16 protein-coding genes are annotated in these 14,164 nt (G+C 64.3%); 9 read left to right on the plus strand and 7 right to left on the minus strand.

Annotated features, from left to right (window positions below; genetic code table 11):
* The first annotated feature begins 19 nt into the window (after window positions 1-19).
* From M2375_RS12595 to cysC, 3 genes are read left to right on the plus strand one after another with little or no spacing between them, the layout of a single operon-like run.
* Window positions 20-373, plus strand: a complete 354-nt coding sequence (locus tag M2375_RS12595) for a DUF6916 family protein (protein WP_259167542.1) — start codon at window positions 20-22, stop codon at window positions 371-373.
* A complete protein-coding gene (locus M2375_RS12600) occupies window positions 363-881 on the plus strand; it encodes a GNAT family N-acetyltransferase (RefSeq protein ID WP_259167544.1) in 519 nt (172 codons plus the stop codon). The genes M2375_RS12595 and M2375_RS12600 overlap by 11 nt, the downstream gene beginning before the upstream one ends.
* On the plus strand, window positions 878-1,504 hold the full coding sequence (cysC, locus tag M2375_RS12605; RefSeq protein WP_404979319.1) for an adenylyl-sulfate kinase: 627 nt from the start codon (window positions 878-880) through the stop codon (window positions 1,502-1,504). The genes M2375_RS12600 and cysC overlap by 4 nt, the downstream gene beginning before the upstream one ends.
* 27 nt (window positions 1,505-1,531) lie before the next feature.
* On the opposite strand, the gene M2375_RS12610 is transcribed toward cysC, so the two are convergent.
* Genes M2375_RS12610 through M2375_RS12635 form a run of 6 tightly spaced genes read right to left on the minus strand, consistent with a single transcriptional unit; the run spans window position 1,532 to window position 6,742 of the window.
* On the minus strand, window positions 1,532-2,056 hold the full coding sequence (locus M2375_RS12610; protein WP_259167546.1) for a phage tail protein: 525 nt from the start codon (window positions 2,054-2,056) through the stop codon (window positions 1,532-1,534).
* 20 nt (window positions 2,057-2,076) lie between these two features.
* A complete protein-coding gene (locus tag M2375_RS12615) occupies window positions 2,077-3,216 on the minus strand; it encodes a hypothetical protein (RefSeq protein WP_259167547.1) in 1,140 nt (379 codons plus the stop codon).
* 2 nt (window positions 3,217-3,218) lie between these two features.
* Complete coding sequence (locus M2375_RS12620; RefSeq protein WP_259167548.1) at window positions 3,219-4,244, minus strand: sulfotransferase family protein; 1,026 nt, start codon at window positions 4,242-4,244, stop codon at window positions 3,219-3,221.
* A complete protein-coding gene (locus M2375_RS12625) occupies window positions 4,232-5,086 on the minus strand; it encodes an aspartyl/asparaginyl beta-hydroxylase domain-containing protein (RefSeq protein WP_259167551.1) in 855 nt (284 codons plus the stop codon). Before M2375_RS12625 ends, M2375_RS12620 begins: the two co-directional genes overlap by 13 nt.
* 4 nt (window positions 5,087-5,090) lie before the next feature.
* Window positions 5,091-6,038: a collagen-like protein gene (locus tag M2375_RS22485; protein WP_310473175.1), complete on the minus strand. Its 948-nt coding sequence runs from the start codon at window positions 6,036-6,038 to the stop codon at window positions 5,091-5,093.
* Window positions 6,035-6,742 carry a hypothetical protein gene (locus M2375_RS12635; RefSeq protein WP_259167559.1) on the minus strand — a complete coding sequence of 236 codons (708 nt, stop codon included), beginning with the start codon at window positions 6,740-6,742 and terminating at the stop codon, window positions 6,035-6,037. Before M2375_RS12635 ends, M2375_RS22485 begins: the two co-directional genes overlap by 4 nt.
* A 170-nt stretch (window positions 6,743-6,912) precedes the next feature.
* Here M2375_RS12635 and M2375_RS12640 point away from each other — a divergent pair, with 170 nt between their 5' ends.
* Window positions 6,913-7,761 carry a M48 family metallopeptidase gene (locus M2375_RS12640; protein ID WP_259167562.1) on the plus strand — a complete coding sequence of 283 codons (849 nt, stop codon included), beginning with the start codon at window positions 6,913-6,915 and terminating at the stop codon, window positions 7,759-7,761.
* A gap of 139 nt (window positions 7,762-7,900) precedes the next feature.
* On the opposite strand, the gene M2375_RS12645 is transcribed toward M2375_RS12640, so the two are convergent.
* Entirely contained in the window at window positions 7,901-8,539 is a 639-nt protein-coding gene (locus tag M2375_RS12645; protein WP_259167564.1) for an MBL fold metallo-hydrolase, read from the minus strand.
* 190 nt (window positions 8,540-8,729) lie between these two features.
* Between M2375_RS12645 and M2375_RS12650 the strand changes: the two genes are divergently transcribed.
* The 5 genes from M2375_RS12650 (at window position 8,730) to pntB (ending at window position 14,160) form a co-directional block, all read left to right on the plus strand.
* Window positions 8,730-9,566 carry an AraC family transcriptional regulator gene (locus tag M2375_RS12650; RefSeq protein ID WP_259167566.1) on the plus strand — a complete coding sequence of 279 codons (837 nt, stop codon included), beginning with the start codon at window positions 8,730-8,732 and terminating at the stop codon, window positions 9,564-9,566.
* Between the two features lie 79 nt (window positions 9,567-9,645).
* Entirely contained in the window at window positions 9,646-10,071 is a 426-nt protein-coding gene (locus M2375_RS12655) for a cupin domain-containing protein (protein WP_259167568.1), read from the plus strand.
* Between the two features lie 10 nt (window positions 10,072-10,081).
* On the plus strand, window positions 10,082-10,477 hold the full coding sequence (locus M2375_RS12660; RefSeq protein WP_259167570.1) for a hypothetical protein: 396 nt from the start codon (window positions 10,082-10,084) through the stop codon (window positions 10,475-10,477).
* 610 nt (window positions 10,478-11,087) lie between these two features.
* Window positions 11,088-12,731, plus strand: coding sequence for a Re/Si-specific NAD(P)(+) transhydrogenase subunit alpha (locus M2375_RS12665; RefSeq protein ID WP_259167572.1), 1,644 nt, complete (start codon window positions 11,088-11,090; stop codon window positions 12,729-12,731).
* A 19-nt stretch (window positions 12,732-12,750) separates the two neighbouring features.
* Window positions 12,751-14,160 (plus strand): Re/Si-specific NAD(P)(+) transhydrogenase subunit beta, encoded by a 1,410-nt coding sequence (pntB, locus tag M2375_RS12670; RefSeq protein ID WP_259167574.1) that lies wholly within the window; start codon window positions 12,751-12,753, stop codon window positions 14,158-14,160.
* Window positions 14,161-14,164: the final 4 nt, after the last annotated feature.

Genomic DNA, 14,164 nt, shown 5'->3' on the forward strand with positions numbered 1-14,164 from the left:
CTGCGTTTGCTGCCCCTGTATGACCTTGCCAGAAGCCACTTACCAACTGGATGACGCCGTATGGTCACGGGTGTTGACGCAGGAGATGGCCAGCCAGCTCCAGGGCCAGTCGCTGGTCTTTCTGGCGGGGGACACTGCCGGCCAGACGCAGCAGATTCCGCTGCTGGTAACGGCTTATGAGCAGCAAAGCCGCGCTGCCCCCGGCATGGCCGCATACCGGCTCAATTTCCAGGGCCCGCCCACGCCTTTGCTGCCCAGCCAGACCTACCGCGCACGCCATGCGGACTGGGGCGACTTTGCGATCATGGTGTCCGCCACCGGGGTCGATGCACAAGGCGTGTACTACGAAGCCCAATTCAGCCATGCACTCTGAGCTGCCTGCGGCCCTGCGGCTGGGTAGCTTGCAGCTGCGCCAGGCGCAAGCATCAGACACAGCGTTTTTGCGCGCGCTCTACCGCGATGTGCGCAGCGACGAGCTGGCGGTCACCGGCTGGCCCCCCGAGGCGATGGATGCCTTTTGCCAGTCGCAGTTTGATTTTCAAAGTCAGCACTACCGCAGCTACTACCCTGAGGCGGTGCATTACCTGGTCGAGCGGGATGGCCTGCCTGTAGGGCGGCTGATCGTGGATGACAGCCCGGATGCACTGCGGGTGGTCGATATCTCGCTGATGGCGACGCAGCGCGGCCAAGGGCTGGGCAGCCTGCTGATGCACTGGCTGTGTGAACGCGCCGATGCGCAGTGGCAGCCGCTGGCGCTGAGTGTGGAGCCCCAAAACCGGGCGCGCCATTTATATCTGCGGCTGGGCTTTGTGCAGCTGCCAAGTGATGGGCTGTACTGGACCATGCGCCGTGAGCCTACCAAGATGGAGCCTGCCGAATGACCGGCCGACCCGATTCCGCTGCCTCCATCTTTCCGCCAGGCCAAGCGGTGCTGCCGGCGCAGCGCGCCGCGCTGATGGGCCATGCGCCCTGCTGCATCTGGCTCACGGGCTTGTCGGCCTCGGGCAAGACCAGCCTGGCCCATGCGCTGGAGGGGGCCTTGCACCAGCGCGGCTGCCATACCTATGCGCTCGATGGTGACAACCTGCGCCATGGGCTCAATGCCGATCTGGGATTCAGCGCCGAGGCGCGGGCAGAAAATATCCGCCGCATGGCCCATGTGGCGCGGCTGATGGTCGATGCGGGCCTGGTGGTCATCGTGGCTGCCATCTCGCCCTTTGCGGCAGACCGGGCACAGGCGCGGGCCTTGTTTGCGCCCGGCGCCTTTGTCGAGGTATTTGTCGATACGCCCTTGGCCGTATGTGAGGCACGCGATCCCAAGGGCCTGTATGCCCGCGCCCGGCGTGGCGAGCTGCGCGACTTTACCGGTATCGACAGCCCTTATGAGCGGCCGCTGCAGCCGGAGCTGCATTTGCAAGGCGCAGGTCTGGCGCCCGAGGCTGCGCTGGGGGCTGTGCTGGCGTATTTGAACGCGCTGGGCTTGGATCTGAAGCGGCCCGGCTGAGCGGGCTGCTGCTGACATGCCCAATGCTCAGTTGCGCGAGGGGAAGACGCCTTCCAGGGCGATGATGAAATTGACGCCCAGATAGGGCTGCATGACGGAAATCGGCACTCCATTGCCCACAGGGTTAATTCCACCTAAAGCGACTGTTGTACCTTGCTGACCGCCTGCGATGAATTGTGCGTCTCGCTGGTTAGATTGCGCAAGGAATGCGCCGTCAACCGGTGTTTGCAGCGTGCCGGCTGAGGTGCTAACCCGTAGAGGGTTGTTCTGAGGGGGGAGATTTGACACAAGCAGTGTGACGTTCTGAGATCCTGCAACTTCTCCTTGAGTGATATTGGCAAGTCCAGGCCCTGTACCCATACCCACAGGTACCCGACCACGCAAGTCAGGAAGCGCAAAGGTCGTCTGACCATTGCCGCCATAGGTGGTCCCCAGCAACGAGAACAGAGCCGGATTTTGGGCGATGGCGATTTGCTGCCCCCAGCACAAGGCCCAACCGCGTGGGGCAAAATTGCCCCCGAACATCATGATTTGGCTTACAAACGGTTCCATGGTCGATTCCTTTGATGTTGTTAGGTTTGCAGATAGCCGTTGAGCCATCCGCTGACAAGAGGGGTCATAGGGCGGTTGTGCATGTTGGTGGTCGAGGCGATATCGCGCGAACTGCTTTCGCGTGGACCCTGTCGCACCGCCATTTGCCAACGCTGGCGCAACGCAGCAGCGAAGGGCTGTTGAGCAGGGTTATCAAATGCAGCCGCAATGCTGTATCCCGCTTCGGCGCCAAGCAAGGCCGCAGCGGTCCAAGGCAATCCAACCCGCTCAAAACGTTGCTTCCAAACCGGCTCAGCCTGAGCGGCGCTGGGCCAAGTGCCAGCAGTGATGGTATTACCGCCGGTATGTACATCCTCCAGCCACGGAAAACCAGCCAGTCCCCAAGCACCTTGTGACTGGGCATGCGCCTGCCACCAGCGGGCAAAGCGGGTCAACTGCGGGCCGGAGTACAAGGCCACAACGGCATCAGGCCGGTGGCTAAAAATGGCAGTGCGCAGGCCGTCGAATTCCTCGGCTTGTGGTCCATGCTGACCCACATGGCGGGCCAGCACCCGTCCACCTAGCGCGCGGTAGGCATGCTCGAAGCTATAGACAAAGTCATAGCCGCCTTCCATCTGCCCAACAGCCAGCACGGCGCGAGGCCCTAGCTGTTGGTAAACGGCCTGCGCCAGCTGCGCAGCGCTGCCGCACAAGTCCAGGCTATGGCGCACGACAGCCTGGGGCTGGCCAGGCTTGGCGGCGGCAGGCAGATCGGCGCCGGTATCGCTGGCCCACAGTGGCAAGCCCAGGGGCTGCGCATGGGCGGCTACTTTGGCTTCGACGGTGGGCGGCATCCAGCCGACAACACCATGCAGCTGGGGCAGCTGATCCATCGCAGCCATGATGCTGCGGGCGGCGCGGTTGGGGGTGGGTGGGGCCTCCACCCAGTGCAGCTGTACAGCGACCTCGGGACGCTGGGCCAGGCCCAGCTCCAGGCCCCGGCGGTAGTCCGAGCCCAGATCGGCCACTTTGTGTGACTGGGGAGCGACGGCCAGCAGTTGCCAGGCCTTGGAGGCCTTCGGGGCCAGGGCATCAGGGGCAAGCGCCTGCGCAGCGCCCCAGCCGCCTGCGGTGCTGACGGCCACACTGGTGGAGGCGAGAAAATGGCGTCTTGGGATCATGGTCATATAGCGGCCTCGGTGAGAGTCTCTGCGCGGTCATGGGCTTCGCACCGGGCCCGTAATTGCTGGTAATGGGGGGCCATCCATTGCTCGGCCAGCGCGCGCAGTGCGGCGTTGGCCTTGGCATGTTTGTCATTGGTGTCCTGGGCAAAGGGCTCATGGGGCCGTTTGCCGTGGCGCGACAGGCGCTCGCGCAGGGCGCGCATCGCAGGGGCATCGGGCTGCCAAGCCAGCCGTGGCAGCACCAGCTGCTCGATGGCCTCGGGCAGCTGGGCATGGTCCAGCACCAGCGCTTGCGCCGGATCGGCGACGCGGGCCATGTCGGCATAGATGCGGCCCAGCATGCGGGCGCAGTACTGCTCGGGCGGCATGGTGGCCTGCTCCAGCAGGCTCAGGCCCGGTAGGCCAAAGCTGGGGCCAAAGGCGCCAGGCACCAGGTAAAAGGCGCGCTCCTGCATTTGCGACACCAGCACAGCCAGCGGCTCACGGGTGAGGAACACCGGCAAGGCCTGGGGCCAGGCCTGCATCAGCAGCGGGGCCTGGTCGGTGTTCCAGGCGTCGATCTTGAGGCTGGCCGATTGCAGCGCGGGGCTGGCCGCATCGCTGCGCTGGGCCCAGGCGCTCATCCAGGCGCGCAAGGCTGCAATGGCTTGCGTGGGGCTGAGCCAGCCGTTGACCAGCGCTTCGCGCAGCAAAAAATCGACTGGCGGCGGCTCGGACATCGCCAGGTGGTGCGCACTTTGCGCCAGGGCCTGGGGGAACAAGGTGGAGCCGCAGCGCGAGACATGGAAGACCAGCAGGCAGGGCGCGATTCCCGGCGACTGGGCATGCCAGGCCAGCAGCGTATTCAGCGGCGTCTGGCGGCGAAAGGCCTGGTTGAACGGGGTGCTGAGCAGCGGCTTGAGGCTCTCTTGGTAGAAGGGTGCGCGCAGCGGGGCATCGCCCAGGCGCGCCCAGTCCACCATGACCTGGGCCCCATCCCAGTACAGCCGAACGGGCCGCCAGCCCTGGAGTGTCAGAGCATCCATTGGGCATTCCAGGCGCGGCGCCCGGCCTTCATCGCCGATTCCACATCAGAGGCATCAAACACCAGGCCCTGGGCCTGGCCCAGCTCCATGCTGCGGGCGCTCAGGGTCGCCAGATCCGGGCAATCTGCCAGTGCATCGGCCATGGATTCTTGCGCAAACACGCGCTGGCGAAACTGCGCAAAGGCCAACCAGGGGTCGCCGTCATCGGGCGCTGGCTCGCCCTGGTCACCGGCGGCAAAGGCCTGCGCCAGGCGCTCGTCGACCAGCGCATCGGCCACCAGGTGGATGCGTGCCTTGCCGCTGCGGTTGCGCACGCGGTGGGGCAGGGAGACATCGGTGTACCAGCACTCACCCACGCGCATGGGTACGCGCTGGCCACCCAGATGGAAAAACACCTTCTCTTCGGTTTGCAGGGGGATGTGCAGCCGGGCATCGCCCTGGGCGGCGCACAGGCCTGCATCCGTATGCTCCATGATCTCGCTATCGGGCTGCAGGCGCATCAGGCGCACCGATTTCCACTGCAGGCCCAGGCTGTGCAGCATGTCTGCAATGGCCGGGCAGGCCTGCAGCGCTTCGCAGTCTGTGTAAGTGTCCAGGTCGGCATCCATGGGCATGATGTCGGAGGGCGCTTGGTTTGACGCCCGCAAGGCCAGCGCCTGCCAGCCGCCATCGTGCCGGCCTTGGTTGAAATGCATGCGCCACAAGGATTCGGGCAGCTGTTGGGCTTGTTGCAATGCCGCTGCTACCTCCAGGCGCCAAGGCAGGCGCATGGTGGTGATGCCCTGCAGGCGCAGACCCTGGCGGGGCTGGGCTTGCAGGCAGGGAGCGGCTGCAGTGCTCATGGCTTTACGGGGCGCAAATCGCGTAGGCTTTGCAAGTCAAAGAGGTGTCGCCCTTGAACGAGTTCAGCACCTGCACCGACCAGCCTCGGGCGCCGCCGCCGCAGCTGGCGGGCGTGCCCGGTGCACTGACCGAAACGCGAACGTCGAAAGCAGCATTGCCGGGTTGTGTGCTAGAAGCGGAATGCCCGCCTCCGAGCACCTGCTCGCCAGCGCTGCAGCAGGCCACTGCCTGGCACAACTCACCCGTGCCGCTGGCTTCGACCGTGTGGACAGCGGCAATCGCGCCGGTCGCGCCTGTGGGGCCTGCTGGACCCACGGGGCCAACAGGACCCTGAACGCCGGTGGCGCCTGGGTTGCCAGTAGGTCCTGCAGGACCCACGGATCCAGTAGCGCCGGTCGCTCCGGCCGGGCCTACCGCACCTGTAGCGCCAGTGGGACCCGCGGGTCCGGCAGGGCCTACAGGGCCGGTGGTACCAATGGGGCCGGTCGCGCCCACAGGGCCAGCAGCGCCAGTGGGACCGGCAGGGCCCGCCGGGCCGGTGGTGCCGATGGGGCCCGCCGCACCGGTGGGACCTACAGCGCCGGTGGGACCGGCTGGCCCGATAGGACCGGTTGCGCCAATAGGGCCGACAGCACCTTGAGGGCCTACAGGGCCGGCTGGGCCTGTATCGCCTGTGCCAATCCCAGCGGCACAGCGCAGCAAACGGCCCGTGGCGGGGTCCATGCACAGCTGCTCAGTGCCGGTGGCCGGCGCGCTGGGCAGCGGCGGGGCATAGGTCTCGCCAGTGCCCTGCACCCGGAACAGATCTTGGTTGGCCTGGCCCTTGATGACAAAGCCCGAGCCTGCCGCCGGTTTGAAGCTGGTATCAGCGGACCAGGCGGCGCTTGCAGCCAGGGCCATGATGCCGCCGGCCAGCCAACGGCTGTGGAAGAAGGAGGTGACGAGGTTCATGGCTGGGTTCTCAGAAAAGAGCGGATGCGGGTGGAGCGCAAGGCGCCCCAAGACAGAATCGAGAGCAGCAGGGCCAGGCTGGCCGTCCAGCCCAGGCCAGACACCGGCACCGGTACGGCGGCGGTGCTGGGCGGTGGGCCGACGTAGACATTGACCAGGTTGACGTTCTGCTGGCTGACCTGGGCGCCGGGACCCAGGGTGAAGGTCGCGGGCTGGCCGGCAGCGGTGACGATCTGCAACGGTTGGCCAGGCTGGCCTTGCAGCACCAGGCTGCCAGTGACCACGATATTGGCGCCGTTGGGCAGCACAAAGCTTTGGCCGTTGTTGGAGCTGAGGGTGAGGTTGGCGACAGTGGTGACACCTGTAACCGTGATGCTGGCCCCGGGTGCGGCGCAGGATCCATCAAACACCATGGCGCTGGCCGCTGCGTTCAAGGTTCCCTGGTTGCGAAAGTCGGAGCCCAGTTGGATGCTGCCCTGGGCATCGAGAACGCCACCGGCGGCGATCAAGAAAGCGCCAGCGTTTTGCAGCGAGCCCCCATCCAAGGCGTAAGTGCCTGCGATCGTGACGGCCTCGCAGCCCACATCCTGGCTGCCTCCGCCAAGACTGCCTTCAGAGCCAGCAGGGATGTCCATCTGCGCGTGTGCAGCAGAGGCAAGGCCGACCGCGAGAGTCGCGGCAGCAAAAAAACGGAGGTTAGGCATGGGCGGGCCTGTTTTGCTTTGAAGCAAAATGTAATTAGGTGTCAATTTGTACCAGAGCGAAACATTGTTTGCAATTCATTTATTAAATATATTTATGGGCATGGCAAGCAAAATGATATTTGGGGCTAGAACCGGTGTGCAATCATCGCGATTTCATGATTGGAGTTCGAATGCCAGAGCTGCCCGACCCTTTACCCCTGTTGAGCTGCGCCTGCCACGGGCGCCGCGCCTGGCTGCAGACCTTGGTGGCTGGGGCTGCAGTGGCTGGCGCGGGCACCGCATGGGCCCAGGTGGATGTGGGCAAGTCCTCGGCGCTGCGCAAGCTGGTGCCCGCTGAGACGCTGGAGCAGGCGGCCCAGGAACAGTACGCGCAGCTGCTGGCACAGGCCAAGCAGCAGGGCGCGCTGGCAGGGCCGGGCAATGCCCAGCTGCAGCGGCTGCAAACGATTGCCCAGCGCCTGATTGCGCAGGCCCAGGTCTGGAACCCGCGCGCCAAGGACTGGCGCTGGGAGGTGAACCTGATTGGCAGCAAGCAGATCAACGCCTTTTGCATGCCCGGCGGCAAGATCGTGTTCTACACCGGCCTTATTGACCAGCTCCAGCTCAGCGACGATGAGATTGCGATGGTCATGGGCCATGAGATGGCGCATGCGCTGCGCGAACATTCGCGCGAGCAACTGGCCAAGACCCAGGCGACGGGCCTGGGCATACGCCTGGGAGCTGCCATTTTTGGCCTGGGCGATATGGGTACCGCTGCAGCCAACCTGGGCGGCCAGCTGCTGACCCTCAAGTTCAGCCGCTCGGATGAATCGGATGCCGATCTGGTGGGCCTGGAGATCGCCGCCCGCGCTGGCTACGCACCGCAAGCGGCCGTGACTCTGTGGGAGAAGATGGGTGCAGCGACCGGCAAGGGAGGCATTGGTTTTCTCTCGACCCACCCGACCGGGCCGGACCGCATCACCAGCCTGCAGGCCAATGTGCCCAAGGTGCAAGGCCTCTACGAGCGCGCCCGCAGATAAAACGAACGCAGATCCACGGCGCCTGAGCTGCCTCGGGTGTGTGTGCCAAAGCAGCAACCCATGCGCAGCGGCCCCACGGGGGATCGCGTCGCCAGCCTCTTCTTGTAATAGATCGTCAACACGTTCTGAGCCCAGCGTCTCAGGTCCCGCCCACATAGGGGTTGCTTTGGCGCTCTCGGCCAAAGCTGCTCTCGGGGCCATGGCCGGGAATGAACACCGTCGCATCGCCCATGGGCCACAGCCGCTGGGTGATGGAGTCGATCAGCTGCTGGTGGTTGCCCTGGGGGAAATCGGTACGGCCAATGCTGCCGGCAAACAGCACATCGCCCACAAAGCAGCGCGTGATTTGCGGTGCATGGAAGACCACATGGCCGGGGGTGTGGCCCGGGCAGTGGCGTACCTGCAGCGTCTCCTGCCCGATGCGGACGGCATCGCCATCCTGCAGCCAGCGCGTGGGCGTAAAGCTTTGCGCGGGCGGAAAGCCAAACATCTGGCTTTGCTGGGGCAGGCCATCAATCCAGAACTGGTCGCCCGGGTGGGGGCCGATGATCGGCAGCCCGCGCTGCTCGGCCAGCTCGCCCGCGCCACCGGCATGGTCGATATGCGCATGGGTGAGCCAGATGGCTTGGAGCTGCAAGCCCAGGCGTTCTATCTCGGCCTCGATCCGGTCCAGATCGCCACCGGGATCGATGACGGCGGCCTCCATCTGCTGGTCGCACCAGACCAGGGAGCAGTTTTGCTGAAACGCGGTGACAGGAATCGTGTGGTAGTGGAGCATGACAAGGGGTGTGGGGCGGACAGCAATGTGCCGTAACAGCCCCTGTAATGGGCAAGTGCAAGCGGCAGGGCCCTATTGTGCGGCAACCAGACTTTGAAAAATCCCTACACCGGGCGACGGCTGTGGTTTGTAAAATCACTACGTCCCATCCAGATTTGCCTCCTTCTTCAGCCACTCTCTTTGCTTGTTTATGCCCAGACCCTCTGCCTTGCCGCGCACCGATTGGGTCATGCGAAGTGCCCCATCAGAGAGCCTGGAGCGCATTGAGGCCTGGTTCCAAGGCAGCGCCTACGCCATGCATCGGCACGATACCTATGCGATAGGGCGCACTTTGGCGGGCGTGCAGAGCTTCAACTACCGGCGCGGGCGCCGGGACAGCACCGCAGGCAGCACCCTGGTGCTCCACCCCGACGAAGCGCATGACGGACAAGCGGGTACGGACGAGGGCTTTCGCTACCGCATGGTCTATGTGGAGCCTGCGCTGATCCAGGACATTCTGGGCGGCAGCGCCCTGCCTTTTTTGGAAGGCGGCATCACCAACGATCCAGAGATATCGGCCGCCGCCACGGCCTTGCTGCAAGGCGTGGGCGATGTCGTCGAGCCGCTGGAGCAAAGCGATGCGCTGGCGCAGCTGGCCCATGCCTTGGCCGCTGCAACAGGCGGGGCGGGCACGCGGCGCGCTACAGGCAAGGGCGACTACCAGTCCGCCCGCCGCGCGCGTGACTACCTGCTGGCCCATGCCACCCGGGTGGTGGCGCTCAATGAGCTGGAAGCAGCCACCGGCCGCGACCGCTGGAGCCTGTCCCATGACTTCCGCATGTTCTACGGCACCAGCCCCTACCGCTACCTGACCATGCGCCGGCTCGATGCCGTGCGGCGCCTGCTGCTGGCGGGCCTATCGCTGGCCGATGCCGCCCAGGATGCCGGCTTTGCCGACCAAAGCCATATGACACGGCATTTTCTGAAGACCTTTGGCCTCACGCCGGGGCGCTGGCTGCAGGTCATGCGCCATGCATCACGCCGCTGAACGGTTCCCACAAACGTTCAATACTTCCGGGCTGCGCATTCTTAAGCTGGCTGCTGGTTTCAACACATCCAGCAACACCATGCCAGCCCCTATCCAAACATCTCCCACTCCAACCCACCGTGGCCAAAGCCAGTCCATCGATCTGCGGGACAAGATCGCGCTGCTGCAGGGCCACTGGCAACCGCGCGTGGTCGCAGAAATGAACGACTACCAGTTCAAAGTCGTCAAGATCGCTGGCGAATTTGTATGGCACCAGCACAGCGACACCGATGAGACCTTTATCGTTCTCGACGGCGAGTTGCGCATCGACCTGCGCGACGCCAGCGGTGGCACCCGCTCCATCAACCTGCAGGCCGGCCAGATGGCCGTCATCCCCCAAGGCGTGGAGCACAAGCCCTTTGCGCAGGAAGAGGTCCAGCTGCTGCTGATCGAGCCGCGTGGGGTGGCGAATACGGGGGATGGGGAGGCGGGTGCGCGTACGGTGGCGAATGATCTTTGGATTTAAATGAGCCTCTATGAAGGTTAAGCTGCAGTGCGGAAAAGAGCCAAAAATTGTCAGGGAGGTATTTTCGATGAGCTGTGTATTGCGGGTCTCAGGCCCAAACTTGGGCGTGTGCTTGGCAAGTGCCTCGATAAAGCCATTTCGCATGGAAAGCGATGCCGCACATTTCATGGTCAGCCAATGCGATTTTGATGATTTCCCCGGTCAAATGCAGGATGCGCTGGCCTTTCTCAGCACCCATACCGGAGATATTGCTTTGTTGATGCAGCCCTCTGGCTCTATCGCTACGCTTGATTTCGCGATAGAGGCCAGGGGTGAAGGGTTTCAGTTTTTGGCTTTCCCGGCGGCGCTGGTGCAGCGTGCGGGAGCCATGGGGATTGGGCTGGAAATTTCTTTGTATCCGGCGTAAATCTGAAAAGATAGCAATATCTGCATAAACGTTAGAGGATTGCTTGCGCTAAGGCCGCTCGGCAGGCCTTCTGGTGCCTCAGTACGTTGGAAGCAGAATGAGGGCCAACACGCAAAGCACCATTTCGCTCGAGGGCTGGATGGCGCCCCTCCAGTTGCGCTGCCACATGTATCGTCCGAGACGAGCAAGAGCAAAGAGGAAGGACACGAGAAAGAGTTGGGGTCCCACATAGATCAACATCACATCGATCAGATCTCGAACGGTTTCTCCCGGGAGAGGCAATCTAGGGCCTTCCAGTAGCGTCGAGGACCATGGCAGCAATAGCAGTCCAATGCAGAGCAAGACGGTGCTGATGCGGAATTGAAAACGTGATTTCACAAATGCTATGGATGTTGCAGCAGCCCAAATCGACATGGATACGCTGGAGCAGCATTTTAGGGCTGTGTGCTGCTCGGTGCTGGCGCAGGGCAGGCATGGCATAGCTCCTAGGCAAAAATGCGCGTAGCCCAAACCGCCAGTGCGTGATACAAGGGGTTCAGCGCTGCAGGCACGGCCGGGCATACCGGCGCTCTGCAAGCCCCTTGATCCTCTGCACCAGGAGAGCGCGTCCATGTCCAGCACCCCCTTAACAACCACAGCGCCTGTGCCGCAGGCGCCGCCCCAATGCATAGGGGTGCCGCGCGAGATATCTCCTGGGGAGAAGCGGGTGGCCACGGTGCCTGCGGTGGTCGAAAAGCTGGTCAAGCTGGGCTTTCGGGTGTCCGTCGCTGCAGGTGCGGGCGAGGCGGCCAGTTTCAGCGATGAGGCCTATCGCGCAGCGGGGGCCCAGGTGCTGCCCAGTGCGGCGATCTGGGCGGGGGCGGACATTCTTTTTAAGCTGCGACCGCCCACTTCTGAAGAAATTGAATGGATGCATGCCGGCCAGATCCTGGTCGGCTTTGTTTGGCCTGCCCAAAACCCCGAACTGATGGCGCAGCTGGCGGCCAAGGGGCTGACGGTGCTGGCCATGGATGCGCTGCCACGCACGCTGAGCCGTGCGCAGAAGATGGATGCGCTGACCTCAATGGCGGGTGTCAGCGGCTACCGCGCGGTGGTCGAGGCGGCCCATGCGTTTGGGCGCTTTTTCAATGGGCAGATCACGGCGGCGGGCAAGGTGTCGCCGGCGCAGGTGTTTATCGCGGGGGCCGGGGTGGCCGGCCTGTCGGCGATTGGCACCGCAGTCAGTCTGGGTGCGGTGGTGCGCGCCAACGATACACGGGCCGAAGCGGCCGACCAGGTGGTATCGCTGGGCGGCACGTTTGTGCCGGTGGATTACGCCGAAGAGGGGGGCGGTGGTGGCGGTTATGCCAAGGTGATGAGCGAGGGCTTTCAGGCGGCGCAGCGCCAGATGTATGCGCAAGAGGCGGCCGCTGCCGACATCATCATCACCACGGCTTTGATTCCCGGCAAGCCTGCGCCCCGGCTGATCACTGCCGAGATGGTGCAGACCATGAAGCCGGGCAGCGTGATTGTGGATATGGCTGCCGAGCAGGGCGGCAACTGCGAGCTGACGGTGCCGGGCGAGGCCGTGGTGCGCCATGGCGTGACGATTGTGGGCTACACCGACCTGGCCTCGCGCCTGGCCGCGCAGTCCTCCACGCTGTATGCCAACAACCTGCTGCGCCTGGCCGAGGAGCTGTGCAAGGCCAAGGATGGGCATGCGGTGGTGAACATGGAGGACGATGCCATCCGGGGCCTGACGGTGGTGTACCAGGGCAGCATCAGCTGGCCCGCGCCTGCGCTGGCGGCCGCGCCCGTGGCCAAGCCGGCAGCTGCTGTGGGCACGGCGGCAGCCAGCCCGGCGGCGGTCAAAAAACGCGGGCACGGCCATGGCGCCGGCAGCCCCATGCCTGCGCGCACCTTGGCGATCATTTTTGCGGTGCTGGCGCTGCTCTTTTGGCTGGTGGGCGCCCATGCGCCTGCGGCGTTTCTGGGCCACCTGACAGTGTTTGTGCTGGCCTGCTTTATCGGCTACATGGTCGTCTGGAACGTGACGCCCGCGCTGCATACGCCGCTGATGAGCGTGACCAATGCGATATCCAGCATCATCGCCATTGGCGCGCTGGTGCAGATGGCACCACCGGGCGCTGCGGGCGCAGACCGGCCGGCGCTGCTGATTGGCGCGCTGGCCTTTGTGGCGCTGGTGCTCACGGCGATCAATATGTTTGGTGGTTTTGCGGTGACGCGCCGCATGCTGGCCATGTTCCGCAAATAGGCCAGAGAGGTAGAACCGCATGACCGAAAGCCTTGCCACTGTCGCCTACCTGGGCGCTGCTATTTTGTTTATTCTCAGCCTGGGCGGGCTGTCGCACCCGGAGACCGCGCGGCGCGGCAATCTGCTGGGCATGCTGGGCATGGGCCTGGCGGTGTTGGTAACGCTGTTTGGCCCGCGTGTGTCGCAGGGTGGCATGGCGGCCATCGTGGTTGCGCTGGTGCTGGGTGGCGGCATAGGCCTGTATGCCGCCCGGCGCGTGAAGATGACGCAGATGCCCGAGCTGGTGGCGCTGATGCACAGCCTGGTGGGTCTGGCTGCCTGCCTGGTGGGTTTTGCCAGCTATGTCGATACCTCTCACCCGCTGCAAGGCGCCGAAAAGGCCATCCACGCGGCCGAGATCTATATCGGCATTCTTATTGGCGCAGTCACCTTCTCGGGCTCGCTGGTGGCCTTTGGCAAGCTCAATGGCCGCATTGGCGGCAAGCCGCTGCTGCTGCCGGGCCGCCATCTGCTCAACCTCATCGGTTTGCTGGTGGTCATTGCGTTGGGTTGCTGGTTTGTGCAGACGGCGTCAATGGGCCTGGGCATGCTGGCGCTGTTGGTGATGGCCGTCATCGCGCTGCTGTTCGGCATCCATATGGTGATGGCCATTGGCGGCGCCGACATGCCGGTGGTAGTGTCCATGCTCAACAGCTATTCGGGCTGGGCAGCGGCTGCCACGGGCTTCATGCTGGGCAATGATTTGCTGATCGTGACCGGCGCGCTGGTGGGCTCGTCGGGTGCGATCCTGAGCTACATCATGTGCCAGGCGATGAACCGCAGCTTTATCAGCGTGATTGCTGGCGGCTTTGGCAGCGGCGCGCCAGCGGCTGCGGGCCCGGCAGGCGCTGCGCCCCAGGGCGAGGTGGTGGCCATCAGCGCAGCCGACACCGCCGAGATGCTGCGCGATGCCAAGCGGGTGGTGATCGTGCCGGGCTACGGCATGGCCGTGGCCCAGGCCCAGCACACGGTCAACGAGATCACCCGCACTTTGCGCGAGCGCGGGGTCGAGGTGCGCTTTGCGATCCACCCGGTGGCGGGCCGCATGCCCGGCCACATGAATGTGCTGCTGGCGGAGGCCAAGCTGCCCTATGACATCGTGCTGGAGATGGACGAGATCAACGACGACTTTCCCGACACCGATGTGGCCATGGTTATTGGCGCCAATGACATCGTGAACCCGGCGGCCCAGGATGACCCGGCCAGCCCGATTGCGGGCATGCCGGTGCTGGAGGTCTGGAAGGCCAGGCAGTCGATTGTGATGAAGCGCTCGATGGCGACAGGCTACGCCGGGGTGGACAACCCGCTCTTCTACAAAGACAACAACCGCATGCTGTTTGGCGATGCCAAGCAGATGCTCGATGAAGTGCTGGCCGCACTTAAAAGCTGAGCGC

It is taken from the genome of Comamonas sp. BIGb0152, assembly GCF_024809975.1.
In the GTDB taxonomy this organism is placed as follows: domain Bacteria; phylum Pseudomonadota; class Gammaproteobacteria; order Burkholderiales; family Burkholderiaceae_C; genus Comamonas.